Below are 25,124 nucleotides of genomic sequence, written 5' to 3'. Positions count from 1 at the left end.
ACGGGACCGTCACCGCCCCACCCCGGACCGGCACCGGCCCGGCGGGCTACGCGCAGACGAGCGAAGCGCCGCCGGCCGGCCGGTACTCGGCCTGGGGGATCTCACTGGACGGGGTGGGGCGGGCCGGCGGCAGCGGCTCGTCCGCGCGCAGCCGCGCGAACACCTCCTCGGCGTGCGCCACGTTCCAGGCCACCGAGGACCCGGCGCCCTGGACGGTCTCGAAGCGGAGTACGGGCACGGTCGCGAACTCCATCCGGTCGGGGGTGAGGTTCCGCAGGCGCACGGCGAGGAGCATCAGGTCCAGGGTGGAGAGCGCGCGACGCTCCGCCAGCGCCGGCCCGCGCAGCACCGAGGCGAACGTCATCAGCTCCACCGGGCTCCCCAGCAGGTCCGAGCGCACCTTCCGCAGGGTGTTGACGACGAACTGCTGCTGCTTGCGGATCCGCCCGAAGTCCATCTGTCCGTCGGCGCGCCGCGAGCGCACGTACTGGAGGGCCTCCCCGCCGCCGACGTTCGTGGTGCCCGGCGCGAGTTCGATGCCGGTGACCGTGTCCTTCAGCGGTTCCTTGGCGCAGATCGGCACGCCGCCGTCGAGCCGGTCCACGGCGTCCATGAACCGGCGGAAGTCGATCTCCAGATAGCGGTGTACGGGGAGCCGCGTCGTCCTCTCGACCATCTCCATCGCGTACGACGGCCCGCCCTCGGCCCAGGCGCTGTTGAGCTTCGCCGCATGGGCGTCGTGCGGCGCGCCCGTCCGCCGGTCCCGGTGGCCGGCCGGGAACCGGGTGAGCGAGTCGCGCGGCAGCCCCAGCACGCTGACCCGGCCGTGGTCGGCGGAGACGTGCACCAGCATCATCACGTCGGTGCAGCCGCACTCCTTGCCACCGAGGCGGTACGCCTCCTTCTCCCGCGCGGTCACGCCCTTCCGGGTGTCGAGACCGACGACCAGGATGTTGAGCCCCCGGTCGGGGGACGGCAGGGACGGGGAGGGCAGGGCGGGGGCGGCGGCGAGCGCCCCGGAACCGAGGGCGACGAGCGCCGCAGTGGCGAGCACGAGTCGCCGCGGGCGCGTGAGTTTCCTGACGGACACGGTCGTACACCACCAGAGCTCGGGAATATGGACCCGCACAGTAAATCGATATCTGTCGCACACAGGTTCGCGACGCGACATCGACCGATCGAATCACTCTCCTGCGGGGTCTGTGGAATGATGCGGGAACCACACCGGATGGGAGGGGAAGATGGCGCCCGATCCCGGCAAATGGGAGCGGATGGCCTTCATTCCGAAGAGCCGTTATGTGGTGGACCCGCCACCCGCCGACCAAGGACCGTTCCCCCTCTATTCCTCGCTGGTACAGCGGTGGGCCCAAGCAGGCCGCACGGTGCCGGGAGCCCCCGATCACGAGTGGGAGCGGCTGATGAGGACGCCGATCTGGCCGCGCTGAGCCGGGATGCGCGGCGTCCGGCGTAATTCGGTCTGTCCGATGGAGTGAATACCGTCGGGAAAATGGCGTGCGATGCGGCCGTCGGTTTTCCCGGGCGCCCTCACGCCTGCCGGGCCCGGTCTTTCGTCGTGCCTCCCTCGCACGCCCCCTGGGAGGGGATACGCGCCGCGGGCGGAGACGGCAGCGCGGTCGCCGGACCGTTCGCCGGCGTAAGGCCTTCGGGCCGGGCGGGTCGGCGGAGTGCGGTGAGTCCCCTGCGCAGGGCGTGGCGGAACCAGGCCCAGGTCATGGCGAGGGCCGGCACGGGGTCGTCGGCGGCGAACCAGGCCGTCTCCACGCGCCGCGTCGCGTTCCCGGACTCCGCGGCCGGTGTCGCGTCCGTCTCCGTACCGCCTTCGGCGCCGTGGTCCGCTCCGCCCCCGATGCCCCGCTCGGCGTCGGGGCGGCGGCGCGGGGAGGTGAGCAGGGCCAGCGCCGCGTAGTTCTCCACCACGAACCGGCGGCCGTACGCGGGGGAGTGCGGCGGGACCCGGCGCCCGGTCAGGTCCAGATGCATCGCGCGGACGACGTCGAGCCCCTCGCGGTCCGCGAAGAGCCGGAACTGGGCGCCGGGGCGCGGGTTGAAGTCGAGCAGGTGGTACGTGTCCGTCGACCGGTCGAGCCGGAAGTCGAGGTCGACCACGCCCCGGTGGCCGAGAGCGGTGAGCAGGTCGCGGGCGACGCGTTCGACGGCGGGATTCGGCGTCCATCGGCCGACCGCGGTGAGCCCGGCCCCGTGCGGCCACGAGCGTTCCTTGCGCCCGGTGGCGGCGGCGGAGCAGCGGCCGGTGGAGTCCGCGTACCCGTGGAAGAACCAGTCCAGGTGCCGCCCCGCCGGCAGCAGTCGCTGGAGCAGCAGCCGGCTGCCGGCCTGCGGGGTGCGGGCGTACAGCGCGCGTACCTCGGCGAGTGACCGCACGATCGACGTACTGCGCAACCCGCTTCCGGCCGGGAGCAGCCAGGGGCGGCTCCACTTGGCGACGGCCGGCAGGCCGAGCGACCACGCCATGGCAGCCGCCTCGTCGGCGCCGGCGGGGATCTCGGTACGGGGATGGGGGAGGCCCAGGGCCCGGCAGGTCTCGGCTAGGGCCGCCTTGTCGGCCACCCGTACGAGCCGCTCGGGCGTCTGATCCGGCAGCAGGTACCTGCCCGCGAGCTCGGTGCGGTGCTCGGCCAGCGCGAGGGCGCTGACGTCGTCCATGGGGACCAGGAGCGCGGGTCCGGGGCCCGGGAGTCCGTCGGACAGCGTCAGCAGGAGGCGGGCGAGCTCGGCCGGGGAGGGGGCGTCGGGGCTCACGTGGACGTCGCGGACGTAGCGCGAGCGGGTGACGGGGCTGGTGAGCGATTCGATCACCGCGTGGACCGGAATGCCGGCCCGCCCGAGGGACCGGGCGGCGCCGAGCGTGCCGTGATGAAAGGGATTCCGGTCCAGCCGCACGAGGAGCGCGGGGACGCTGGTGTCAAAACTCGGCACGGCATGCCCTCGTCTCGGGTGCCCCAAGTGGGCGATGAAAGCCACCAATGGACTACGGATCAGATTGTCGGCGCGTTCACGGTCGGCTTATTAGGAATACTTTCTGGACATCGGATTGACGGCTCATCAAGTGGCGCGGGACGAGTAGGAGTAGTCATGGCCATCGGAAGACGGAAAGTGTCGAGGACATGGTTGGGGGTGTTCACCGCGGGGCTCCTCGCCTCGGGCTCGGTCGTGTTGTCCTCTCCGGCTCACGCCACCGAACCCCTAACGACCGGGGCCCCCGAACCGACTCCCTCCAGCGCGATGGGCGCGTTCCTGGAATCGGGCCCCGTCGGGGTCAGCCGCATCGGCCAACTGGAGCGCTGGCTCGGCGGCAGGGAGCTGCGGGTCGGGCACACGTACCTCCCCGGCGACCTCTGGTCGAACATCGAGGGCCCCCCGGGCTTCCTGGACGCCTGGGCGGACTGGCGCAACGAGCGGGCGGACCGGCTGTTCGTCCTGAACGTGCCGATGCTGGAGCGCAACGAGGCCGGGGTCTCCGACCGCGAGGTCCGCAGGCAGCTCGGGCTCGGCGCCGCGGGGTACTACGACCATCACTTCAAGGCGCTGGCCGAACGCCTGGTCGACCTGGAGGCGACGGACACGGTCATCGTCCTCGGGTGGGAGATGAACGGCACCACGTACACCCACCGGTGCGCACCGGATCCGACGGCGTGGAAGAAGTACTGGACCCGGATCGTCACCGCGATGCGTTCCGTCCCGGGCCAGGAGTTCCGCTTCGACTTCAACCCGAGCCGGGGCAGGGACGCCGTTCCGTGGACGGAATGCTATCCGGGTGACGACGTGGTCGACATCATCGGAATGGATTCGTACGACCAGCCGTCGGGGTCCACGTTCGACAGCCACGTCAACGAGCCGTACGGGCTGCGCAAGCAGGTGGAATTCGCGGCCGAGCACGGGAAGCAGATCTCGTACCCGGAATGGGGGCTCTTCCGGAACGGGGACAACGCCGAGTACATGCGGCGCATGATCGAATGGATGAAGCAGCACCAGCCGCTTTACCACACGATCACCGACTACTGCCCGCACGGCGTCTGGCAGTGCGACGACAATCCGAGGTCGTCGCAGGTGTTCCGTCAGATGCTGTACGGCGCCGAACCCGAGGTGCCCGAGGTGCCGGAGGTGCCGACGGAGCCGGAGGTGCCCGAGGTGCCGCCGAGGCCCGAGGTGCCGCCGAAGCCGGAGGTCCCGCCGAGGCCCGAACTGCCGCCGAAGCCGGAAGTTCCCCCGAAGCCTGAGCCGAAGCCCGAGCCGAAGCCTGAAGTTCCCCCGAAGCCTGAGCCGAAGCCCGAGCCGAAGCCTGAAGTTCCGCCGAAGCCCGAGCCGAAGCCTGAAGTTCCGCCGAAGCCCGAGCCGAAGCCGGAAGTTCCGCCGAAGCCCGAGCCGAAGCCGGAAGTTCCGCCGAAGCCCGAGCCGAAGCCTGAGCCGAAGCCCGAGCCGAAGCCTGAGCCGAAGCCCGAACCCAAGCCCACGCCCAAGCCCACGCCCAAGCCGGAACCCAAGCCGACGCCCAAGCCCGAGAAGGACTGCTGGAGCATCAATCTCGGTTCCTGGGTCGAGAGCTGGATCGGCGGGCCCATCTGCATCGACAAGGGCGGCTCGAAGGACGCGATCGACGATGTCGTCGACATCGTGGACCTCAACGACGTCGACGACATCGAGCCCTGGGAGGAGCTCATGGACAGCGAGACCTGGCCCTTCTGATCACCCGAGGGTCACCGCGGCGGCGCGGGAGCTCATCCTTCGCCGCCGCTCGGCCGCCCGCGCAGGCGGCCGACCGCACGCCCCACCCACGCCCGCTCACGCGCCTGCCGCGCCAGTCCGCGCCGCGCGTCCGCCGCGCCCGCCCGCAGCCACAGCAACGGAGCCGCGCCCCGGCCGGACAGCATCAGCCGCTGGTTGGGCACGGTCTCCGGCCGCCAGTGCCGCTTGTACGGCTCCGTGCCCCGCAGCATGCTCAGCGTCGCGCGCCCGCTCGCGCTCGTCTCGCGGGCCCCGTGCCGCAGCAGCATCGTCGCCACATCGACCTTCCGGGCCCGCAGCACCGGATCCGCGCCGTACAGATAGCCGCCCGCGAGCCGCGGTGACATCAGGGTGAGGTCGGCCGCGACCACGTCCCCGGCGAGCCGGAACTCGGTCACCCGCGCGTCCCCGCACTCGACCATCGGCCGGACCGCCCGCGCGAGATGCTGCGCGAACCGGTCGCTGGTGTGTTCGGCGGTCACCCCTCTGCCCTGCCACTGGAGCTGGTGGAGCCGCAGCAGCCGTTCCAGCGCCGCCGGCACCTCCTCCCCGGTCACGACCCGCTCGTCGATGCCGAGCGCGTCGAGCTTGCGCAGCTTGGCCCGCACCCGCTGGGCCTTGGCCGACGGGATCCGCTGGAGCAGGTCGTCCATCGGCACCGCGGGCAGCTCCAGGCAGAGGGAGTCGGCGAGCCGCCTGCGCGGACCGCTCCAGCGGCCGAAGACCCGCTCGGCCGCCGCTCCCGGCCGTACCTCGCGCAGATCGATCACCCCGCCCCGCGCCGCCCGGGCCAGCGCCCCGGCCAGCGCGGGGACGGCGTCCGGGCAGGAGTCGTCGAGGAGGACGTCGGTGAAGTCGGTGATGGCGCCGCCGAGCTGGGTGAGGACCGGGAGCGGGCCGCGGGCGCGCATCAGGGGCGCCGCCGCGACCAGTTCGCCGTCCGCCCGTCGTACGAGCACCACGCGCAGCGCGCCGGGCCTGCCGTACGACACCCACCACGAGTGCAGCCACGCATGGGACTGGAACGGGGTCGCCGTCGAGCAGCGCGCGTACAACGACGTCCACCGGTCCGCGAGTCGGCCGAACTCCGCGTCGTCCCGGCAGATCTCGGCCCGCAGACCGCCCCCGCCCGCCGTACTCACACCGTCTCCGGTTCCGGCACGTACTGTGCGCCCGCCGGACCGGGGACGGCGGCGGGCTGCCGCGAGTGCCGCGCCTCGGCGCGTGTGGCACGCCCGGGGCGGACCAGGAGGGCCAGACCGCCGAGGAGACCGCCCGCGCAGCCGCCGACGAGCGCCGAGAGCGGCGCGGACGGCGAGACCGGCGCGGAGGGCCTGGTCGCCCGCGAGAACTGCACCACCTTCACACCCGTGCTCCCGGAGACGTGCGAGCTGTTGAGGACCAGCGCGCGGGCCACCCCGTCGGCCATGGACACCGCCCGGGCCGGTTTGGCCGCCCGTGCCGTGATGGAGATCATCGGCGCGTCCGGGCTGGTGGCCGCCTGCACGCTGGAACGCAGGGTCTGCGCCGAGACCCCGGCCCACACCTGGGCGTCGCCGGTCACCGCGATGTCGGTGGCGACCCGCCCGTACGCCTGGGCGAAGCCGAGGGCCGCGGCCGGGTCCGACTTCCCGGCCGGGACCACGATGACGTAGCTCGTCGCCGCGTACTCCGGAGCCTTCAGCGCTCCGTATCCTCCGCCGAGGAGGACGCCCGCCAGCACGGAGGCGGGCAGCACCCACCCGCGGTGCGGGGTTCGCAGAGCCGTCGGGAGGGGGGAACGGCGCGAGGGCGGCGGGCCGGGATCCGCGGAGCCGGGGGAGCTCGCCGGTCGTGAGGAGCGTGAAGGGGTCATCGGGTGTCTCGCTTCGCGGGGAGAGGGGTGCCGGGAACGGCCTGTTCGTAGAGGGACATCAATTGCCGTGCACTGTGGGCGATGTCGTAGCGGGACGCCGCGGTGGGCGCCGGGAGCCGGGTGGGCCGGGCGTCCTGGACGCCGCGCAGCGCCGAGACGAGCTCCAGGACCGACCCGCCGATCCGGCGGGCGCCGGGCGCCGCGTCGGCCGGCAGGTCGTCGATCGCCGGACACGCCACGTACAGCACCGGCAGTCCGGCGGCCAGCGCCTCGACGACCGCCAGGCCGAACGACTCGTCGGGCGAGGTGGAGACGAAGACGTCCATCGCGGCGAGCAGCGACGGCAGATCGGGCCCCTCGGCTCCCTCCGGCGCCGGGTCCTCGCACGCCCCCGCGAACAGCACCCGGTCGGCGGCCCCGCACTCACGGGCCAGCGCCGTCAGCCGCGCGCGCTCCTCGCCCTCGCCGACGAGGAGCAGCCGCGCCTCCGGCACCGACGCCACCGCCCGTACGAGACGATCGAACCGTTTCGCGGGCGCGAGCCGCCCCACCCCGCCGACGACGAACGCGTCCTCGGGCAGATCGAGCAGCTTCCTGGCGAGCCGCCGGCGGTCCTCGGTGTAGCCGAAGCGGGCCGTCTCGATGCCGTTGGGCACGACGCGGATACGGGACGGGGCCACCCCCCACTCCTCCAGGCGGCGCGCGACGCTGGGGGAGACGGCGACGGTGGCGGTGCCCAGGCGCTCGCCGGCCAGATAGAGGGCGCGGGTGCCGGCGGACAGCGGGCGGCCCTCGATCTGCGTGTCGCCGAGGGAGTGCTCGGTGGCCAGGACCGGACGGACCCCGGCGACGCGGGCGGCGAGCCTGCCGTACAGGTTCGCCCGGTACAGATGGGTGTGGACGAGGTCGTACCGGCCCCGTCGGATCAGCCAGGTGAGGCGGGGCAGCGCGCCGAGGTCGCGGTTGCCGGCCATGCCGAGGTGGGTGACGGGCGTGCCGTCGGCCTCGATGCCGCGGGCGACCACGCCCGGGTTGGTGAGCGTCACGACCTCGGCGCGGACCGGCAGATGGCGCAGCAGCAGCCGCAGCTGCTGTTCCGCGCCGCCGATGCCGAGACCGGTGATGACGTGCAGGACCTTCATGAGACGTCCGCTCCGACGAGTCGCTGCGGGGCGGGCACCAGATCGGCGGGGCGACGGCGGCGCAGCGGGTGCAGGACACGCTTGGCGGTGAGGCGCCAGGCGGCGTCCCGCTCGTCGATGTGGATGCGCGGCAACGCGTGCGTGCTGGTCAGCGCGCCGGGGTCGATGGCGCAGGCGTGGCGGTAGCCCGCGGCCCGCACGGCGTGGATCGTGCGGGCGTCGACGTGGCCGTACGGGTAGCAGAACCCGTCCACGGACGTCCCGGTGAGGTCCTGGAGGAGGGCGCGGCTGCGGCGGGTCTCGTCGGCGAGGGCCGCGTCGTCGGCCGCGGGCAGCGAGACGTGCCGCAGACCGTGGGAGCCGATCTCCATGCCGGCCGCGGCGGCGCGCAGGATGCCCTCCTCGGTCAGCAGCGGCTTGCGCGGGCCGTCTCCGTCCCAGGTGTTCGCGCCGCCGAAACGGCCCGGCAGGACGTAGACGGTGGCCGTGAACCGGTGGTGGCGCAGCAGCGGCACCGCCGCTTCGACGAAGTCCGCGTACCCGTCGTCGAAGGTGAGTCCGACCAGCCCCTTCGCGCGGCCCGCGGCCGTGGCGGCGAGCAGTTCCCGTACCGAGACACCGCGCAGTCCCCGGTCGCTCAGCCAGTGCAGCTGCCTGGCGAAACGCACGGGGGAGACGGTCACCCGGTACGGATCATTCGGTGTGTCCGCGATCGAGTGGTACATCACCACCCAGGGGGGCGGCTTCGGCAGCAGACGACGAATCGCGGGGGTGCGGGGCGCCAAGGCAACGGGCATGGGCGAGCCTTCGTGATGCGACGGGGGTGAGGGGCGGGATGTCGGGCGCGCGGGGCGCGCAGGCGGTGAAGAGCAGGAAGACGGACGCGGTGACCACGCTCGCGACGGCGAGCGAGAGGAGCGCAGGGCTCACGAGGGAGGCGCAGAACCAGCCGGCTCCGGTGGCCCAGGCGGCGGCCGTGGCCAGTCGCAGGAGCCCCTCACCGAGGTAGCGGACGCGTAACGGGATGGACTGGCGGCGGGCGCCGACCAGCATCATCACGGCGGTGAGCGTGATGCCCAGCGCGTTGGCCGCGGCGATGCCGACCGCGCCCCAGAGGAGGGCGCCGGGGATTCCGGCGAGGGCGGTCACGGCGAGCCCCGTGGCCATGGCGGCGGCCGGGTACCAGAGCGGCCGCGCGGCGGAGAAGTAGCAGCGGACGAGGGTGCCGACCAGTGTCTGGCCGAGCAGCCCGAGGGCGTAGACGCGCATGACGGCGGCGGTGGCGTCGGTGTCGGCGCGGTCGAACGCCCCCCGCTGGAAGAGGACTTCGACGATCTGGGGGGCGGCGGCGATCACGATCGAGGCGCCGACGAGTACGACGACGGCGGCCAGCAGCAGGTCGCGCTCGACGCGGCGGCGGGCGCCCTCGGCGTCACCCGCGGCCATGGCACGGGCGACGACGGGGAAGCTGACCGTGCACAGCATCAGGGAGAGGATCATCGGCATCTGCGCGATCTTCTGCGCGTAGTTCAGGTGCGAGATGGCGCCCGCAGGGAGGGGGGAGGCGAGGAAGCGTTCGACCAGGATCTGGGACTGACGCGAGAGCGCGAAGGCGATGACGGGTGCGATGAGCCCGAGGACGAGCAGCCGCCCGTCACCGGAGAGCCCCGTCCCCGCCGTCTCCTTCGGTGCCGGTGCCGGTGCCGGTGCCGGTGCCGACTCGGGTCGGCGGCGCAACTCCTTCACCAGGTAAGGAGTCTGGACCAGCACCATCAGCAGGCCGCCGACGGCGACCCCGGCGGCCGCCGACCGGACGCCGAAGGACTGGCGGAGCACCACGACCGTGCCGATGATGCCGATGTTGTACGCGACGTAGATGGCGGCCGGTGGCAGGAAGCTGCCGTGGGCGCGCAGCGCGGCGGAGCAGTAGCCCGCGAGCGCGAAGGTGAGTACACAGGTCGCGGTCAGCCGGGTGCAGTCGACGGCCAGCCGGGGATCGGCGAGACCGGGCGCGAGGGCGGCGACCAGGAGCGGTGCGGTGAGGACGAGCAGTCCCGCGACGGCGCTCACGACGAGCGCGAGCCTGGGCAGGGTGGAGCGTACGAGGGAGAGGACGGGGTCACCGGAGAGGGCGCCGCTCCGCCGCGCGAGCGCCCGGCTGAACGCGGGCACCAGGATCAGCGCCATCGCGTCCTCGATGAGCAGCGTCGAGGCGAACTCGGGCACCGTCCAGGCCACCAGGAAGGCGTCCGTCTCGGCGCCCGCGCCGAAGAAGTGCGCCAGGATCTGGTCCCGTACGAGCCCCAGCGCCGCACCGGCGGCGGTGAGCCCCGCGGTCACGGCGGCGGCCCGCGCGAGGAACCGGCCGGAGGACGGCTGCGGGCGGAGCCGGTGGCGGCCTCGGCCGCCGGTGGCGTGCGCGCGCGTGCCATCCGGGCCCCCGGCCCCGTCGGTCCTGCTCCGGTCCGCCGTGTCGCCGCGCCCGCCAGTCCTACCGGCCGCACCGGTCCCGGTCCCGTCAGCCGTACCGGTCCTGGCCCCACCGGCCCCACCGGCCCCACCGGTCCCTACCCCACCGGCCCCACCGGTCCCCGCCGTCCCGGCCCCGGGCTGTCCCGGGGCCGGAGAAGGTGCCGGCACCGGGGACGACCCCGGAGCCGGGACCGTCACCGCGTCCGTCGCGTCCGGCTCCCCGCCCCAGCGGTCACGCACGCTTCACCTCCGCCAGGGACCACCAGGCCGCCAGACCGAGGACCACCGACATCAGGACCGTGGAGGGGCCGCCGATGTCCGCGTAGAAGAAGTCGATGAGCTGCCAGGACAGCAGGCCGACCGCCACAAGCGCGCAGTCCGCGCCCCGACCGCGCCGCCACAGCGCCCCCGCCAGCAGCGCCACCCAGCTGCCCGCCAGGGCGAGCAGCCCCACCAGGCCCTGCTCGCTCAGCACCAGCAGGTACATGTTGTGCGGGGAGAGCAGCGGCTGACGCCGGAAGTCGGCGCCCGCGCCCGCCGTGTCGCTGCCCGAGGACAGCGCCACCGAGGCATGGGAGTCGCGGTACTGCGGGAAGCCCTTCAGCCCGACCCCCGTCACCGGCTCCGCACGCCACATCCGCCCCGCAGCCGCCCACATCGTGTAACGGTCCGTCACCGACTGGTCCGGCGCGGCCGTCACCTGCGTGATGCTGGCGACCCGCTCCTTCACCATCGACGAGCCGACGCCGAGACCGCCGACGAGGACCACGGCCAGCGCGCCCACCACCAGCGCCACCCGGCCGGCCCGCCGGAGCCCCGACAGCACCAGCTGGAGCGCGCACGCCAGCACCGTCGCGATCCACGCGCCCCGGCTGAACGACACCACCAGCGGCACGCACAGCAGTGCCGCGCAGACGACCGCCGCCGTCCGTGTCCGGCCGCCGCCGCCCAGCGCGAACCCGGTGACGACGACGAGTCCGTACGACACGATCGTCGCCATGCCCATCACGTCGGTCGGTCCGAACGTCCCGACCGCCCGGATGTCCTCCCCCATGTACGAGGCGCCCGTGCCGGTCAGGTACTGCACCACGCCGACCCCGCCCTGGACCAGAGCCAGGGCGACCAGCGCCCACGCGACGAACGCGAAGTCCCGCCGGTCCCGGATCGTCAGCAGCACGGCCGCCGGGACGAGCACGAAGACCTGTACGTAACGGGCGACACCCGGCAGGCTCGCCGCCGGGTCGTTCGACGTGATCGCCGACAGACAGATCCCGAGGACCGGCAGCCCGAGCACGACGGCCGCGCCCCGGGTCAGCGGCCGTGCCCCGCCCCGCACGACCCGTACCAGGCAGACGAGCACGAGCAGCCCCGAGGCCGCGTCGGCGAGCGTGCCCGAACCGCCCGTGCCACCCTCCGCGCCACCGGACGGGACGAGCAGCAGGGCGATCACCGCGAGGACCGGGGACAGCGCCCCTGCCCGGCGGAGCCCGTCCCGCACCTGTCGGCGCGCGGCGACCGGCCCGGGAACGGGTACCGGCACGCGTACCGGTACGGCTGTCGCCATCATCAGCTCCCCGCGGGCCGGACGAGCCCGGCCGCGGTCCGCAGCAGAATGCGGATGTCCTGCCAGAACGACCAGTGGTCGATGTAGTGGTTGTCGAACCGGCAGCGGTCCTCGATCGAGGTGTCACCGCGCAGTCCGTGCACCTGCGCCAGACCGGTCAGCCCCACCGGCATCCGGTGCCGGTCGGCGTACCCGGCGTGGATCTTGCTGAACTGCGAGACGAAGTAAGGGCGTTCGGGCCTCGGGCCGACCAGGCTCATGTCCCCGCGCAGTACGTTCCACAGCTGCGGCAGCTCGTCCAGCGACGTCCGCCGCAGGAAACTGCCGACCGCGCTCATCCGCCGGTCGTTGGCGACGTTCCACCGCGTCGCCGACTCGGTCTCGTCGGCCGGGCGCAGCGTACGGAACTTCAGCAGCGTGAACAGCCGCCCGTTCTGCCCCACCCGTTCCTGGTGGAACAGCACACCGGGCCCGTCCGCGAGCCGTACCGCCACCGCGCACAACAGCAGCACGGGCAGCGCGAACACCAGGGCCGGACCGGCCAGGGTCACGTCGAGGACGCGCTTCGCGGTGACACCGCGCCGCTCCGCCGGCGGTACCAGCCGACGGCAGCCGTGCCCCCACAGGTGCTCGCCCATCGGCCCGCCGTGGCGCTGCTCGCCCACCCGCCAGGTGGTGCACCCGTAGTGCTGGAAGAGCATCACCAGAGCCGGGTCGTCGGTCAGGAACACGGCGTCGAGGACGGTGTTCTGGATGACAGCGCGGTGGATCTCCTCCGTGGTGCTCAGGACCGGCAGCCCCGTCTCCCCGGCCGGTTGCGGCGAGTCGCCGTTCTGCCGGTCGCCGACGATGCCGACCGGCCGGATCCCGTACTCCGGGTGCTGCCCGAGCGCGGTCGCGAACTGCCGCGCGGCGGCCGTGCCGCCGACGACCAGCGCGGACCGCGGATGCGCCCGCGCCGTCCGCCGCCTGCGCGCGTGCACCGCGCCGCGGAGCAGGCACACGGCGACGAGCTGCGTGGCGTACGCGGAGCAGAGCGCGGCCGGACCGATCGCGAGAGCCGGGGTGTACGCGGCCACGGCGGCGGCCGCCGCACACCACGCGACGCCGATCCGGGCGGCCAGCGCGGGCAGCTCGTCCAGGACGGAGGTGAGGGGCCCGGGCCGGTACAGTCCGGCACGGCCGTTGAGTACGAGGACGACCGCGACGATCAGCAGGAGCGGCCGGATCTCGCGGTGCGCCTCCGCGAGCGGTCCGGCCGCGAGCAGCACGGCCAGGGCGTCGGCCGCCAGCAACGGGACGGCGGCGGACCGCGTCCGCGTCGCGGACCTGCGCGGCGGCAGCGCGAGCCGGTCGGCCGCGCCGCGCCGCGGTGCGAGGGAGGCGAGTCCGGGAGCGTGGCCCCGGCTCGCCGGGGGCCAGGCGCCCGGTGCGGAAGGGACGCTGGTGCTTTCCGTGGTCACGGCGAAATCGGCTCCCTGTGCTCGGTGCACCGCACTCCGGCCAGCTCGCGGTACATGTCCGCGACGGCAGCGGCGGTGCGCCGCACATCGAATCTGCTGAGTACGTGTTCGTGGGCCTGACGGCCCAGTGACCGCCGCAGCTCCGGCCGGCCGAGGAGGCGGCCGACGGCGGCGGCGAGGGCTGCCGGGTCCCCGGGTGGGACCAGGCACAGGGGTTCGTGGCCCGGCGGCAGGCTCTCCCGCGCGCCGTCCACGTCGCTGACCACCACCGGACGGCCGCTCGCCATCGCCTCCAGGGGGGCGAGCGCCATGCCCTCCCAACGGGACGGCAGGACGACGAGGTCGGCCGCCCGGTACCAGGGGGTGGTGTCGTCGACGGCGCCGGTGAAGCGCACCGACGGGGGAGCCCCGGCCCGCAGCCGCTCGCCGTCCGGGCCGTCACCGACCAGGACGAGGCGGGCCGTGGGGATCTGGGCGAGGACGGCGGGCCAGGCGGCGAGCAGGGTGTCCTGCCCCTTCTGGCGGCAGAGCCGACCCACGCAGACGACGACGGGGCCGTCACCGGACCGGTCTGACGCGGCGGCACGGGCGTCGGTGGAGGTGTCCGCGAACCGGGCGACGTCCACACCGTTGTGGATGACGGACCAGGAGGCGCGTACGCCGGCCTCCTCGCCGGTGCGGCGCTCGGCCTCGCTGACGCAGACGATGCGGTGGGTCCAGCGCGCGGCCCGGCGTTCCCAGCGCCGGGCCAGCGCGGCGACCGTGCCTTCGACCGCTTCGAAGGACCAGGCGTGCGGCTGGTACACCGTCGGCAGGGCGCCGCGCAGCGCGAGCCGGGCGCACAGTCCCGCCTTGGCGCTGTGGGCGTGGACCAGGTCGGGGCCGGCGGTACGGATCAGACGGGCGAGGTCGAGGGTCTCGCGGACCAGCCGGGGGCCGGGGTCGCGTCCGGCCCGCCACGCGTGCACGTCGGCACCCTCGGCGCGGACGGCCGCGGCGAGCGGCGTGCCGGGCGGACAGGCGACGGTGACCCGCATCCCGGCGCGGAGCTGGTCGCGGACCAGGTCCGCGACGACACGGGCGACGCCACCGTCACCGGGCTGCACCGCGTGCAGGACGGAGAGGGGGGAGGCGTCCGGTTCTCGTGGAGGCAGCATGTCAGCGTCCGACGTCCGCCCGGAGGGAAAGCGCCGCCCGCCGAGTGGCGCCGGACCGGGCGCGCGGCACGCCGCGGCGCACAGCAAGAACCGTTGAATTCCGCATACAGGTTCTCCGCTTTGATGAGAGAAACAAGGAAACACCCGTGAAGATCGGGGAAGAGGAAGCAGCCGGCCGTGCGAAAAAAGTGTCCGCGCGGCTGGGCCGTGAGCGACGCTGGGAAACGTTATAACGCTGATTCCGGGCGATAGTAAGCATTAGATGCTCACAAAGACTAACTTTCGTATCCGGGCGGCCGGTTCTTCGTTGGGCGTGTTGCGCCGTTCCTGGCTCATTCGCTCGAATACCCCTCTGATGGCCCAAAGATAGGGTGAACGTCACCCATTCGGGAGCGCAACCGAAGAAAGGGAACCGCGTTGTTGATGGAGCCGGGCAGATCCGGTCACACCACCGGCCTTCCGGTCCGAATGGTTCGCAACGATCGAGGAGCGCTTCCCATGTCCCGTATCGCAAAGGCTGTCGTCCTGTCCGTGGGTGTCGCCGCGTCCGTCGCGGGTGCCACCGGTGTCGCCGTGGCCGACGCCGGGGCCAAGGGTGCGGCCGTGGCGTCCCCGGGCGTCCTGTCCGGCAACGTCGTGCAGGTCCCGGTCCACGTGCCGATCAACCTCTGCGGCAACACCGTCAACGTCGTCGGCCTCCTCAACCCCTCCTTCGGCAACACCTGCGTCAACGCCTGATCCCGCACGCCGATCGCGGTCCTCCCGAGGCCGGTGCGCCCCCCTCCGGGGTGTGCGCGCCGGCCTTCCGCTTGCTCGGACGCATCCGTGTGCGCCGCCCGGTGCAACGGCGTACGCCCCCGGGAGTAGCAGGTCGCAGGGGTGGATTCACTCGAACGAATGCGTGGCGCTCGGTAGTTCTCCCATCGCTGAGAGCTATAAGCGCAGGCGCGGTGGGGGGAAGTCGCACACCCTCGGCCCGACGGGGCCCGCCCCCGCCGACGTGCACCAGCGACCCCACGGGCCACCGCCGCCCCCGTTCTCCGGCGGCGGCGCGGACTGCGCCGTACCGGCCCGGCACCCCTGGGCCGGTACGGCGTTCATGTGTCCGATCGGGAAATAGGACCGGGCCCTTCCTTCGGGTGCAGTGTCGAGAAATCGCTCCTCCCGGAGTTTCCGGCGGGCGCACCTCTCGTTACAGAAGCGGAACGACGCGCGGGAGTTACTCAACTCCACCGCGCCGCAAGCGACTTGCTTGCGCAGAGGACGCATTGACGCTTAGAGGAAGGACTCACTCCATGAAGCCCATCAAGGTCGCCGCGATCGTCGCCGGTTCCGTCATGGCCCTGGGCGCCGCCGCGCCCGCCATGGCCATGGGGCCGGCGGAGCTTCCCACCAGCCTCGACGGGGGTCTCGGCGCGATCTCCAGCGATGGCCTGGAGACGGACGCGCTGAGCAGCACCACGAACGGTTCCCCGGTCAAGACCGTGGGCGATGTCGCCGGGCAGCTGAACGAGGCCGGCAAGAAGGCGCCGCTGCTCGGCGGCGTCCCGCTGGGCGGCTGACCCTCTCCCGGTGACGACGATCCCCGCGCCCTTTTCCCGCGCGGACGACCGCGTCACGCGGTCCCGACCCCTCTGGAACGGCCCCTCGCTCCGCCCGGTTCCGGCGGCCGCTCCCCCCGGCACTTCCCTGCCACCCGCTGCGATCGGCTGATCGAATGATTTTCTGATCTGACGCAGTGTGGGACCGGTTCTTCGTCCTGTGCCGCTCCTTACGCTCTCGCCCATCATCCACGGAAGGTCGGGGCATGGAGAGACCGAGGGCGGCAGCATTCGATCTCGCGCCGCAGTCGCCGCGGCGTATCCGTCCGGTGTCCCCAAGTCCCGCGTTCCGTAACCAGATCGTCAGTGACTGACGCACTGGGCGCGCGGAAGGACCGGCGGAGCGAGGGGACTCCCCGTCGGTCGCTCCCTTTCTCCAGAGGAAGAGCGGTATGCGATCCACCATCACCAGGAAACTGCTCACTGCCGCGGCCGCGACGGGCATTCTGTCGCTGACCGGAGGCTTCGCCGTGGCGGCGAATTCCACGGGCGATGCGCCGGGGTCCGGCGCGGGTCACCACCGTCAGGCCCCCCTGTCGGTGAGCCTGTGCGGGGACCCCGTGCACCTCGGCGACATCGCCGGCCAGGCGGCCCGTGACCTCTGCGCCCAGGCCGTCGACGACCCCGGCGGCTACGGGGACGAGGACGGCCCGGACGGCGAAACCCCCGGCCACCCGGGCGAGAACCCGGCCCCTCCCGGCCACCCGACGACCCCGGGGCATCCCACGACTCCGGGGCATCCCACGACTCCGGGGCATCCCACGACTCCGGGCGAACCGACGAAGCCGGGGTATCCGACGAACCCGGGGCACCCCACACACCCCGGTGAGCCGACGAAGCCGGGGCATCCCACGAATCCGGGTGAGCCGACCAAGCCGGGGCACCCCACGAATCCGGGGCACCCCACACACCCCGGTGAGCCGACCAAACCCGGTGAGCCCACGAAGCCGGGGCATCCCACGCACCCCGGTGAGCCGACCAAGCCGCCGACCGCTCCGCCGACCACTCCGGGGCAGCCCGGTGAGCCGGGTGAGCCGACGAAGCCGCCCACGGCGCCGCCCACCCATCCCGGTGAGCCAACGCCGCCGCCCACCCATCCCGGTGAGTCGACGAAGCCCCCCACCACCCCGCCGAACCACCCCGGCGAGCCGACGTCGCCGCCGGCCACGCCGACTCACCCGGGCTCGACCGGGCCGGGTGAGCCCCAGCTCCCCGACACCGGAAGCGACACCGCCGCACTGGCAGGTGCCGCGGCCGTCAGCGCCGCCCTGATCCTCGGGGGGACGGTCATCCGTCTCCGCGCCGGACGCGCGGTCCGGGCCGGACGCACCGAACGCCGCCACTGACACGTGGGTTGACCGCCTGTCAACAAGGGTCCTCACTTTCACCAGTGAGGACCCTCGGCGTTGCTGCATACAGGCGAATTCCGCGACGTTCTCCCCGGAGGGATCGTTCAACAGGCGACAGCTCCACCGCACCGTCGTCACCCTCCGAAGGGCACACGCAGTCATGAACCTGCGATCACAAGCCGGCATGGGAATCCTCATGACCGCTCTCGCCTCCGTGGCCATGGCCGCCCCCGCATCCGCCGCCGAGGCACCGGTGGTCGTCCCGCTCCAGGGCCTCGAGCCGGCGATCCCGATGGACGCGCCCACCGTGGCCGCCGGTGTTCCGCTGCCCGTGCCGGGCGCTCCCACCGTCTTCCACGAGGGGGGCTCCCCGACAGTGCCGGACATCGGCCTGCCGCGGGTCCCGGTCTCCAGCACGCTCCCGAGTACGGTCCTCGCCGCCCCGCTCCCCGAGGTCATCGAGAGAAGCCACCCCGGCACCGCTCTGTTCACCCACGCCGGTTCGCCCCTGAGGGCGGCCACTCCCGCGGCCCGGGTCGGCAACCCGGTCGGCCTGCCGCGTGGCGACAGGTCCGGGCTCCCGGACCTCGCGACCCCGGACGCCGGCATCGTCACCCCCGCGGTGCAGGGGGGGCTGGACCCCCAGCTGGGCCTGGCGCAGCCGACGGCCTGACCGGAATCTCTTCGTACGACCAATGGCCCGGCGGGTGAAGACACGATTCTTCCCCGCTACCCGAGGGGTCGTTGCTCGTTACAACATCAGGCTTGTCGCATGGCCGTGGCCCGCGGGTCCGGAGGTTCGCCCCGTCGTATCCGACGGCGGGGCGGACCACTGGCCCGCGGGCCTTCCTTTCTTCCTTCCGCCCCGTCCGGCCTAAAGCCCGTTACTCGTGTGCCTTTTCGGCGTTGAACGGGAGTGTGCGGCCGTGATTCTCGCGGTCGACTTTCCACGTCCAAGGAGTTCTTGATGTCTCGCATCGCGAAGGCTGCCGCTGTCCTCGCCGGCACGGGTGCCGTTGCCCTCAGCGGAGCCGGCATGGCCGTCGCCGACTCGGGCGCCGAGGCCGTCGCCGCCGCGTCCCCCGGTGTCCTCTCCGGCAACGTCGTCCAGGTCCCGGTCCACGTGCCGATCAACCTGTGCGGCAACACCGTCACCGTCATCGGTCTGATCAACCCGGCGTTCGGCAACTCCTGCGCGAACGTCGACGGAGGCCACGGTCACCGCGACGGCGGCTACGGCGGCTGATCCCCTTTCCCACGGAGCGGCCCCCCGGCAGACCCGCCGGAGGGGCCGCTTCCGCGTGTGCGGCGCGCCCGCCCTGTCGCGCCTCAGGCGTACCGGTAGATCGCGCTGTGGTCGAGCATCTGCGCCGGGGTGACGCCCCACGGGCCCATCCGCTCGTCGCGGGCCGCGATCCGGCCGTACTGCGGGTCGCCCAGCGGAGGGGGCTGCGCCGGCTGGTAGCCGGCGCGCGGGTTGCGCCGCTGCCAGCGTGACCAGAGCAGGTCGACGAAGGAGTGGTGGAGCCAGAAGACCGGGTCGTTGACCGAGGCGCCGCCCAGCATCAGGCCGCCGATCCAGCGGTGCACCCGGTTGTGGATCCGGAAGCGCTCGTTGCCCCGGCCCGGGGCCCAGCCCTCCAGACGGTTGCGGAAGCCGGAGGCGCTCGTGGAGTTCCAGGGCGCCACGTCGTACACCGTCTCGCGCATCACCTCGTCGAGCTCCGCCGCGGTGGGGAGCGTGATCGGGTCGCGGGGGCGGCCGAAGTCCCTGGTGAGGAAGGCGCCTTCGGTCATCCCGTGGGTGATGGTCCAGCGTCCGCCCGCGTGGGCGAAGGGCCCGGTCATCACCTGGAGATCGCTGCGCCGACCGTTGCCGCCCAGGAAGTCGTCGTTCCAGAGGGAGGCGGCCGGGGTGTTGTCGCGGGTCCAGTCCCAGTACGGCACGGTGACCGTCGGGTCGATCCGGCGCAGCGCCCGCTCGAACTCCAGCAGGAACTTGCGGTGCCAGGGAAGGAAGCTGGGCGTCATGTGGGCCACGCGCAGGCGGCCGTCGCCGTCGGACGTGTAGTAGTCGATGTGGGTGCGGACGAAGTCGTCGTACTTCCCGCTGCGCTTCAGCTCCAGGACCGCGGCGACGAACTTCTTCCGCTCGGCGCTGGTCAGATCGCGCTGGTTCTTACGTGTGTAGGCCACGCGGACTCCCTCCCGGGACACCGTGGGCGGCGGCGAAGCGGGTCAGCGGCGCGGACCCGAGCTCGTCCACGGCCGCGCGCGTGGCCGCCAGCGGCGTCGGATAGGTCTGGTAGTGGTCGATGGGGGTGAGATAGCCGCCGTCCGCGCAGCGCATCAGATGCAGCGGCCGGTCGTCGACGAGGATCTCGATCCCGTCACCGGGAGCCGGCCGCCCCTGGATGCGGCGTCCCCGGTACATCTCGTCGAACGTCCCGCCGGGCAGCGCGTCGGCGACGGGGGCTCCGCCCGCCGCTCCGCTCCGGGGCGTCAGGGCGATACGGGCGAGCGCGCCACCGGTGAGGGCGGCGACAGTCAGGGTGAAGAGGGACCGCAGTGCGAGGCGGCGTGGGACGGTCATGAGTGATCTCCTGGTGGTCCGGAGGACCCGCCACAGGCGGAGGGAAATGCCCTGAGGGAACAACGAGGAAAACGCCGTTTCGTTGTGGTGAGAATTGCAGCTGGGTGAATGTCGGCCGTTCGGGTGAATGGGGTGCGGAGTTGCGGACGCGCGGCCATTAGCATCCGGACCCATGACTACCTCCAATTCCGTTTCCGAGTCGCGCAGCGTCTCCCCGCTGGGCACCCTCTCGACCGTCTTCTGGACCACGGGCCCCACCGAGGAGAAGCCGGCCGCTCCGTATCTGATGGTGTATTCGCTCGGCAACGGCAGGGACGGCCGCGAGGCCGGTGCGGAAGCGATGCGGGCCGCCATCGAGGGCATGGGTCTGACCGTCGGCGGGCCGGTAGTCGACGCGTCCCAGGAGTCCGGTGTCGACGCCCACCTCCTCGTCGAGGCCCAGCGGGCGGTCCTCACCCTGCCGTTCATCAAGGTGCAGTGCTCGGTCCCGGCGGAGTGGGAGGCCGCTGCCACCCAGCTCGGCCACGCCTACCTGGTCTGCTCCGTCCGCCCGTGGCCCGAGGTCGCGCCCGGTGAGCCGGTCTCGGAGGAGCAGCTGCGTTCCTTCTTCGCCGGCGAGGACCCCCTGGCGGACGCGGCGCACGTGGTGCTGCCGGTCCGCCGACTGCAGGGCTGAGATGACGGCGGGCGGCGGCGACATGGCGACGACGGTGGATGCCCGGGGCGTGCCGGGGCAGCGGCGGCTCGCGCGGGACGACGGGACGGACGGGACGATCGGCGCGGGCCGGGCCCTCGCCTGGCTGCTGGTGATCACCGGGGCGGCGGGTGTGCTGTCCGGCTGGGTGATCACGATCGACAAGTTCAAGCTCCTGGAGGACCCCGGCTTTCAGCCCGGGTGCAGCCTGAACCCGGTGGTCTCCTGCGGCAACATCATGAAGAGCGAGCAGGCGGCGGTCTTCGGCTTCCCCAACCCGATGCTCGGGCTCGTCACGTACGCCGTCGTCGTCGCCCTCGGGGCGGGACTGCTCGCCGGTGCCCGCTACCGGGGCTGGCTCTGGCTCGGCCTGAACGCCGGCATGCTCTTCGGTGTCGGTTTCTGCACCTGGCTGATGTACCAGTCGCTGTACGAGATCAACTCGCTCTGCCTGTGGTGCTGCCTGGCGTGGGTCGCCACCATCGTCATGTTCTGGTACGTCACCGCGCACAACGTCCGCCACAGGGTGATCCCCGCGCCGGCGGGGCTGCGGAGCTTCCTCGGCGAGTTCACCTTCGCCCTGCCCGTCCTGCACATCGGGATCATCGGGATGCTGATCCTGACCCGGTGGTGGGAATTCTGGACGAGCTGACGTGAGCCGTCCCCTCCTCCGGCCGTGGGCCGCACCGACCGTGCTGCTCGCGGCCGTTCTCGTGCTCCTGCTCGTGCCCGACCGGATCGCGCCCGGCGGGCGGCACACCGGGACCCCGGCCGCGCCGGAGGCGGCGCCCCTGCCGGGGGTGCCCTCGGGGTTCTTCACCGGCTCCGACGAGGCGGGGATCGGCAGGATCGCCCAGGCGCAGGCCTGGCTCGGCGGCGGGGCGCTGACCGTCGGTCACACGTATCTGCCGGGCGACCGGTGGTCCAACATCGAGGGTCATCCCGCGCTGTTCGAGCCGTGGGCGCGCTGGAAGAAGGCACGGCCCGGGCGTCTCTTCGTCCTCAACGTGCCGCTGCTGGACCGCAGCGAGGAGGGGCTGCCGGACGCCGAGGTGCGGGCGGGGCTGCGGAGCGGCGCCACCGGCGCGTACGACCGGCACTTCCGGGTGCTCGGGGAGCGGCTCGTGGAGCACGGCCTCGGGGACGCGGTCCTGGTCCTCGGCTGGGAGATGAACGGCACCACGTACAGCCATCGCTGCGGCCCGGATCCGGCGTCCTGGAAGACGTACTGGCGCAGGGTCGTCGGGGTGCTGCGGGGTGTGGCGGGGGAGCGGTTCCGCTTCGACTTCACCCCGAGCCGGGGGCGGGACGCCGTGGAGTGGCCGCGCTGCTACCCCGGGGACGACGTCGTCGACATCATCGGTCTCGACGCGTACGACCAGCCCGAGGGGCTCGCCTTCGAGGACCAGGTCTCCGAGGAGTACGGGCTCGCGCACCATGTCCGCTTCGCGGCGGCGCACGGCAAGCCGGTGTCGTACCCGGAGTGGGGGCTCTTCAGGAACGGGGACAACCCGGCGTACGTGCGGGGGATGCTCGACTGGTTCGCGCGGCACCGGCCCGTGTACCAGACGGTCACCGACTACTGCCCGCACGGCGTCTGGGGGTGTGCCGACAATCCCGAGTCGGCGCGGGTGGTCAAGGACGCGCTGGGGGCGCCGGCCCGCCCGTGAGGGGGGCCGGGGTCGGTCAGCCCTGCTGGTGCACCACCAGGGAGATGGCGACGTAGTGGGCGATGAAGGCGGCCAGGGTCAGCGAGTGGAAGACCTCGTGGAAGCCGAAGTAGCGCGGTGACGGGTTGGGGCGCTTGAGGCCGTAGATGACCCCGCCCGCGCTGTAGAGCAGTCCGCCGGCGATCACCAGGACGAGGACGGCGACACCGCCCGCGCGCAGGAAGTCGGGCAGGAAGAAGACGGCGGCCCAGCCCATCGCGATGTAGCAGGGCGTGTACAGCCAGCGGGGGGCGCCGACCCAGAAGACCCGGAAGGCGATGCCCGCGAGGGCCGCCGTCCAGATCGCCCACATGAGCGGCTTCGCCGTGGAGTCGGGGAGCAGGAGCAGGGTGAGCGGGGTGTAGGTGCCCGCGATGATCAGGAAGATGTTGGCGTGGTCGAGGCGCCGGAGCACGGCCTCGCCGCGCGGGCCCCAGGTGCCCCGGTGGTAGAGCCCGCTGGTGCCGAAGAGCAGGCAGGCGGTGAGGACGTAGATCCCGCAGGCGACGCGGGCGCGGGGCGAGCCGGCGACGGCGACCAGGACGGCGCCGGCGACGATCACGGCGGGGAACATGCCCGCGTGCAGCCAGCCTCTGAGCCGGGGCTTCGTCGGGAGCGCGGGGAGCTCGATCGGGGGCACGTCCGGCGTTGCTGCAGTCATGGGAGAAATCGTACCTACGCCCCCGTAGGTCGCGGATATGAGTGGCGATGCTCACGTGGGCGGCCCCCTGGACATATGGGCGTTTCCGTCGGATGATCAAATGAGTGCGGTCGGCACCGGATGAGCGGCTACGAAGCATCCGGGTCGCGGCCCCCACGGGGCACACAACAAAAAACCCCTCTACAAGGAGCAATCGTGGCGCGCGACAACGCGGCTCCCCCTACCCTTCCGACCCAGCACCAGGAGCTCGTCTCCTGGGTGAACGAGATCGCCGAGATCACCCAGCCGGACAGCATCGTCTGGTGCGACGGCTCCGAGGCCGAGTACGAGCGCCTGTGCGAGGAGCTCGTCGCCAAGGGCACCTTCACGAAGCTCGACCCGACCCTGCGCCCCAACTCGTACTACGCCGCCTCCGACCCGACCGACGTCGCGCGCGTCGAGGACCGGACCTTCATCTGCTCCGAGAAGGAGGAGGACGCGGGCCCGACCAACCACTGGAAGGCCCCGGCCGAGATGAAGGAGCTCTTCGTCGGCCGACGTGGGGGTACCTCCCAGGCCGAAGGCTCCGGGGGAGGCATCTTCCGCGGCTCCATGCGCGGCCGCACCATGTACGTCGTGCCCTTCTGCATGGGCCCGGTCGGCTCCCCGCTCTCCGCCATCGGCGTCGAGATCACCGACTCCGCGTACGTCGCCGTCTCCATGCGCACCATGACCCGCATGGGCCAGGCCGTCCTCGACGAGCTCGGCACCGACGGCTTCTTCGTCAAGGCCGTCCACACCCTCGGCGCCCCCCTGGAGGAGGGCCAGGAGGACGTGCCGTGGCCCTGCAACTCCACCAAGTACATCTCGCACTTCCCCGAGAGCCGCGAGATCTGGTCGTACGGCTCGGGCTACGGCGGCAACGCGCTGCTCGGCAAGAAGTGCTACGCGCTCCGCATCGCCTCCGTCATGGCACGTGACGAGGGCTGGCTCGCCGAGCACATGCTCATCCTGAAGCTGACCCCGCCGCAGGGCGAGGCGAAGTACGTCGCCGCCGCCTTCCCCTCGGCCTGCGGCAAGACGAACCTGGCCATGCTGGAGCCCACGATCTCCGGCTGGACCGTCGAGACCATCGGCGACGACATCGCCTGGATGCGCTTCGGCGAGGACGGCCGTCTCTACGCGATCAACCCCGAGGCCGGTTTCTTCGGCGTCGCGCCCGGCACCGGCGAGCACACCAACGCCAACGCCATGAAGACCCTCTGGGGCAACTCCGTCTTCACCAACGTCGCGCTCACCGACGACGGCGACGTGTGGTGGGAGGGCATGACCGAGGAGGCCCCGGGCCACCTCACGGACTGGAAGGGCAACGACTGGACGCCCGCGTCCGAGACGCCCGCCGCCCACCCCAACGCCCGCTTCACCGTCCCGGCCGGCCAGTGCCCCACGATCGCGCCGGAGTGGGAGGACCCCAAGGGCGTCCCGATCTCCGCGATCCTCTTCGGCGGCCGCCGCGCCACCGCCGTACCGCTGGTCACCGAGTCCTTCGACTGGAACCACGGCGTCTTCCTCGGCGCGAACGTCGCCTCCGAGAAGACCGCCGCCGCCGAGGGCAAGGTCGGCGAGCTGCGCCGCGACCCCTTCGCCATGCTGCCGTTCTGCGGCTACAACATGGGCGACTACATGGCCCACTGGGTCAAGGTGGGCGCCTCCGCGGACGCCGCGAAGCTCCCGAAGATCTACTACGTGAACTGGTTCCGCAAGAACGACGCCGGCAAGTTCGTCTGGCCCGGCTTCGGCGAGAACAGCCGCGTCCTGAAGTGGATCGTCGAGCGCCTGGAAGGCAGGGCCGAGGGCGTCGAGACCCCGATCGGCATCCTGCCGACCGCGGAGTCCCTCGACACCGACGGCCTGGACCTGCCGGCCGAGGACCTGGAGTTCCTCCTCAAGGTCGACCGTGACGTGTGGCGCGAGGAGGCCGCCCTCGTCCCCGACCACCTGAACACCTTCGGCGACCACACGCCGAAGGAGCTGTGGGACGAGTACCACGCGCTGGTCGAGCGCCTGGGCTGATCCCGCACCGCAGACTCGTGGTGGGTTGCCCCGACATTCCGCCCTGAC

General features: G+C 72.5%; 22 protein-coding genes and 1 pseudogene. 10 read left to right on the top strand and 13 right to left on the bottom strand.

Annotated features, from left to right (window positions below):
• Nucleotides 1-46 precede the first annotated feature (46 nt).
• Together ACFWV2_RS15500 and ACFWV2_RS15495 are read right to left on the bottom strand one after the other, a co-directional pair.
• Nucleotides 47-1,090 (bottom strand): LCP family protein, encoded by a 1,044-nt coding sequence (locus tag ACFWV2_RS15500; protein ID WP_384405507.1) that lies wholly within the window; start codon nucleotides 1,088-1,090, stop codon nucleotides 47-49.
• A 455-nt stretch (nucleotides 1,091-1,545) separates the two neighbouring features.
• On the bottom strand, nucleotides 1,546-2,958 hold the full coding sequence (locus ACFWV2_RS15495; protein ID WP_384405505.1) for an ATP-grasp domain-containing protein: 1,413 nt from the start codon (nucleotides 2,956-2,958) through the stop codon (nucleotides 1,546-1,548).
• A 156-nt stretch (nucleotides 2,959-3,114) separates the two neighbouring features.
• On the opposite strand from ACFWV2_RS15495, the pseudogene ACFWV2_RS15490 reads away from it, so the two are divergent.
• Nucleotides 3,115-4,233: pseudogene (locus ACFWV2_RS15490) on the top strand (glycoside hydrolase family 26 protein); the annotation flags it as partial.
• A 524-nt stretch (nucleotides 4,234-4,757) separates the two neighbouring features.
• Here the strand turns inward: ACFWV2_RS15490 and ACFWV2_RS15485 are convergent.
• From ACFWV2_RS15485 to ACFWV2_RS15450, 8 genes are all read right to left on the bottom strand, one after another.
• The gene (locus ACFWV2_RS15485; protein WP_384405504.1) at nucleotides 4,758-5,906 is read right to left on the bottom strand and encodes a GNAT family N-acetyltransferase; all 1,149 of its coding nucleotides are present in this window, start codon (nucleotides 5,904-5,906) and stop codon (nucleotides 4,758-4,760) included.
• A complete protein-coding gene (locus ACFWV2_RS15480; RefSeq protein WP_384405503.1) occupies nucleotides 5,903-6,502 on the bottom strand; it encodes a lipopolysaccharide biosynthesis protein in 600 nt (199 codons plus the stop codon). Before ACFWV2_RS15480 ends, ACFWV2_RS15485 begins: the two co-directional genes overlap by 4 nt.
• Nucleotides 6,503-6,615: 113 nt before the next feature.
• On the bottom strand, nucleotides 6,616-7,761 hold the full coding sequence (locus ACFWV2_RS15475; protein WP_384405501.1) for a glycosyltransferase: 1,146 nt from the start codon (nucleotides 7,759-7,761) through the stop codon (nucleotides 6,616-6,618).
• Nucleotides 7,758-8,558, bottom strand: coding sequence for a polysaccharide deacetylase family protein (locus ACFWV2_RS15470; protein WP_384405499.1), 801 nt, complete (start codon nucleotides 8,556-8,558; stop codon nucleotides 7,758-7,760). Before ACFWV2_RS15470 ends, ACFWV2_RS15475 begins: the two co-directional genes overlap by 4 nt.
• Nucleotides 8,455-10,101, bottom strand: coding sequence for a lipid II flippase MurJ (locus ACFWV2_RS15465; RefSeq protein WP_384405497.1), 1,647 nt, complete (start codon nucleotides 10,099-10,101; stop codon nucleotides 8,455-8,457). Before ACFWV2_RS15465 ends, ACFWV2_RS15470 begins: the two co-directional genes overlap by 104 nt.
• A 364-nt stretch (nucleotides 10,102-10,465) precedes the next feature.
• On the bottom strand, nucleotides 10,466-11,797 hold the full coding sequence (locus tag ACFWV2_RS15460) for an O-antigen ligase family protein (protein WP_384405495.1): 1,332 nt from the start codon (nucleotides 11,795-11,797) through the stop codon (nucleotides 10,466-10,468).
• A gap of 2 nt (nucleotides 11,798-11,799) precedes the next feature.
• Nucleotides 11,800-13,260, bottom strand: a complete 1,461-nt coding sequence (locus ACFWV2_RS15455) for a sugar transferase (RefSeq protein ID WP_384405493.1) — start codon at nucleotides 13,258-13,260, stop codon at nucleotides 11,800-11,802.
• Nucleotides 13,257-14,417, bottom strand: a complete 1,161-nt coding sequence (locus tag ACFWV2_RS15450) for a glycosyltransferase family 4 protein (protein ID WP_384405491.1) — start codon at nucleotides 14,415-14,417, stop codon at nucleotides 13,257-13,259. Before ACFWV2_RS15450 ends, ACFWV2_RS15455 begins: the two co-directional genes overlap by 4 nt.
• 498 nt (nucleotides 14,418-14,915) lie before the next feature.
• Here ACFWV2_RS15450 and ACFWV2_RS15445 point away from each other — a divergent pair, with 498 nt between their 5' ends.
• The 5 genes from ACFWV2_RS15445 to ACFWV2_RS15425 all read left to right on the top strand — a co-directional run bounded on the left by ACFWV2_RS15445 (nucleotide 14,916) and on the right by ACFWV2_RS15425 (nucleotide 18,613).
• Nucleotides 14,916-15,155: a chaplin gene (locus tag ACFWV2_RS15445; RefSeq protein WP_384405489.1), complete on the top strand. Its 240-nt coding sequence runs from the start codon at nucleotides 14,916-14,918 to the stop codon at nucleotides 15,153-15,155.
• A 557-nt stretch (nucleotides 15,156-15,712) separates the two neighbouring features.
• Nucleotides 15,713-15,979: a hypothetical protein gene (locus ACFWV2_RS15440; protein ID WP_384405488.1), complete on the top strand. Its 267-nt coding sequence runs from the start codon at nucleotides 15,713-15,715 to the stop codon at nucleotides 15,977-15,979.
• Nucleotides 15,980-16,410: 431 nt separating this feature from the next.
• On the top strand, nucleotides 16,411-17,364 hold the full coding sequence (locus tag ACFWV2_RS15435) for a hypothetical protein (protein ID WP_384405486.1): 954 nt from the start codon (nucleotides 16,411-16,413) through the stop codon (nucleotides 17,362-17,364).
• A gap of 199 nt (nucleotides 17,365-17,563) precedes the next feature.
• Nucleotides 17,564-18,040 carry a hypothetical protein gene (locus ACFWV2_RS15430; protein ID WP_384405485.1) on the top strand — a complete coding sequence of 159 codons (477 nt, stop codon included), beginning with the start codon at nucleotides 17,564-17,566 and terminating at the stop codon, nucleotides 18,038-18,040.
• Between the two features lie 294 nt (nucleotides 18,041-18,334).
• Nucleotides 18,335-18,613: a chaplin gene (locus ACFWV2_RS15425; protein WP_360785702.1), complete on the top strand. Its 279-nt coding sequence runs from the start codon at nucleotides 18,335-18,337 to the stop codon at nucleotides 18,611-18,613.
• A gap of 83 nt (nucleotides 18,614-18,696) precedes the next feature.
• On the opposite strand, the gene ACFWV2_RS15420 is transcribed toward ACFWV2_RS15425, so the two are convergent.
• Nucleotides 18,697-19,563, bottom strand: a complete 867-nt coding sequence (locus ACFWV2_RS15420) for a tyrosinase family protein (protein WP_384405483.1) — start codon at nucleotides 19,561-19,563, stop codon at nucleotides 18,697-18,699.
• Nucleotides 19,547-19,960 (bottom strand): tyrosinase family oxidase copper chaperone, encoded by a 414-nt coding sequence (locus tag ACFWV2_RS15415; protein WP_384405482.1) that lies wholly within the window; start codon nucleotides 19,958-19,960, stop codon nucleotides 19,547-19,549. Before ACFWV2_RS15415 ends, ACFWV2_RS15420 begins: the two co-directional genes overlap by 17 nt.
• 172 nt (nucleotides 19,961-20,132) lie before the next feature.
• Between ACFWV2_RS15415 and ACFWV2_RS15410 the strand changes: the two genes are divergently transcribed.
• Genes ACFWV2_RS15410 through ACFWV2_RS15400 form a run of 3 tightly spaced genes read left to right on the top strand, consistent with a single transcriptional unit; the run spans nucleotide 20,133 to nucleotide 22,324 of the window.
• Nucleotides 20,133-20,636: a DUF5949 family protein gene (locus ACFWV2_RS15410; protein ID WP_384405481.1), complete on the top strand. Its 504-nt coding sequence runs from the start codon at nucleotides 20,133-20,135 to the stop codon at nucleotides 20,634-20,636.
• A gap of 1 nt (nucleotide 20,637) precedes the next feature.
• A complete protein-coding gene (locus tag ACFWV2_RS15405; protein WP_384405479.1) occupies nucleotides 20,638-21,306 on the top strand; it encodes a vitamin K epoxide reductase family protein in 669 nt (222 codons plus the stop codon).
• A 1-nt stretch (nucleotide 21,307) separates the two neighbouring features.
• On the top strand, nucleotides 21,308-22,324 hold the full coding sequence (locus ACFWV2_RS15400) for a glycoside hydrolase family 26 protein (RefSeq protein ID WP_384405477.1): 1,017 nt from the start codon (nucleotides 21,308-21,310) through the stop codon (nucleotides 22,322-22,324).
• A 16-nt stretch (nucleotides 22,325-22,340) separates the two neighbouring features.
• On the opposite strand, the gene ACFWV2_RS15395 is transcribed toward ACFWV2_RS15400, so the two are convergent.
• Nucleotides 22,341-23,024: a hemolysin III family protein gene (locus ACFWV2_RS15395; protein ID WP_384405476.1), complete on the bottom strand. Its 684-nt coding sequence runs from the start codon at nucleotides 23,022-23,024 to the stop codon at nucleotides 22,341-22,343.
• Nucleotides 23,025-23,219: 195 nt separating this feature from the next.
• Here ACFWV2_RS15395 and ACFWV2_RS15390 point away from each other — a divergent pair, with 195 nt between their 5' ends.
• Nucleotides 23,220-25,076 carry a phosphoenolpyruvate carboxykinase (GTP) gene (locus ACFWV2_RS15390; protein WP_384405475.1) on the top strand — a complete coding sequence of 619 codons (1,857 nt, stop codon included), beginning with the start codon at nucleotides 23,220-23,222 and terminating at the stop codon, nucleotides 25,074-25,076.
• Nucleotides 25,077-25,124: the final 48 nt, after the last annotated feature.

It is taken from the genome of Streptomyces sp. NPDC058671 (genome assembly GCF_042716475.1).
In the GTDB taxonomy this organism is placed as follows: domain Bacteria; phylum Actinomycetota; class Actinomycetes; order Streptomycetales; family Streptomycetaceae; genus Streptomyces.
This window is presented reverse-complemented; position numbering and strand designations above follow the sequence as displayed.

Coding starts and splice junctions, on each gene's coding strand:
- ACFWV2_RS15475 (WP_384405501.1), bottom strand. CDS start 7,761: ATGAAGGTCCTGCACGTCATCACCGGTCTCGGCATCGGCGGCGCGGAA.
- ACFWV2_RS15470 (WP_384405499.1), bottom strand. CDS start 8,558: ATGCCCGTTGCCTTGGCGCCCCGCACCCCCGCGATTCGTCGTCTGCTG.
- ACFWV2_RS15460 (WP_384405495.1), bottom strand. CDS start 11,797: ATGGCGACAGCCGTACCGGTACGCGTGCCGGTACCCGTTCCCGGGCCG.
- ACFWV2_RS15450 (WP_384405491.1), bottom strand. CDS start 14,417: ATGCTGCCTCCACGAGAACCGGACGCCTCCCCCCTCTCCGTCCTGCAC.
- ACFWV2_RS15445 (WP_384405489.1), top strand. CDS start 14,916: ATGTCCCGTATCGCAAAGGCTGTCGTCCTGTCCGTGGGTGTCGCCGCG.
- ACFWV2_RS15440 (WP_384405488.1), top strand. CDS start 15,713: ATGAAGCCCATCAAGGTCGCCGCGATCGTCGCCGGTTCCGTCATGGCC.
- ACFWV2_RS15435 (WP_384405486.1), top strand. CDS start 16,411: ATGCGATCCACCATCACCAGGAAACTGCTCACTGCCGCGGCCGCGACG.
- ACFWV2_RS15430 (WP_384405485.1), top strand. CDS start 17,564: ATGACCGCTCTCGCCTCCGTGGCCATGGCCGCCCCCGCATCCGCCGCC.
- ACFWV2_RS15425 (WP_360785702.1), top strand. CDS start 18,335: ATGTCTCGCATCGCGAAGGCTGCCGCTGTCCTCGCCGGCACGGGTGCC.
- ACFWV2_RS15415 (WP_384405482.1), bottom strand. CDS start 19,960: ATGACCGTCCCACGCCGCCTCGCACTGCGGTCCCTCTTCACCCTGACT.
- ACFWV2_RS15410 (WP_384405481.1), top strand. CDS start 20,133: ATGACTACCTCCAATTCCGTTTCCGAGTCGCGCAGCGTCTCCCCGCTG.
- ACFWV2_RS15405 (WP_384405479.1), top strand. CDS start 20,638: ATGACGGCGGGCGGCGGCGACATGGCGACGACGGTGGATGCCCGGGGC.
- ACFWV2_RS15395 (WP_384405476.1), bottom strand. CDS start 23,024: ATGACTGCAGCAACGCCGGACGTGCCCCCGATCGAGCTCCCCGCGCTC.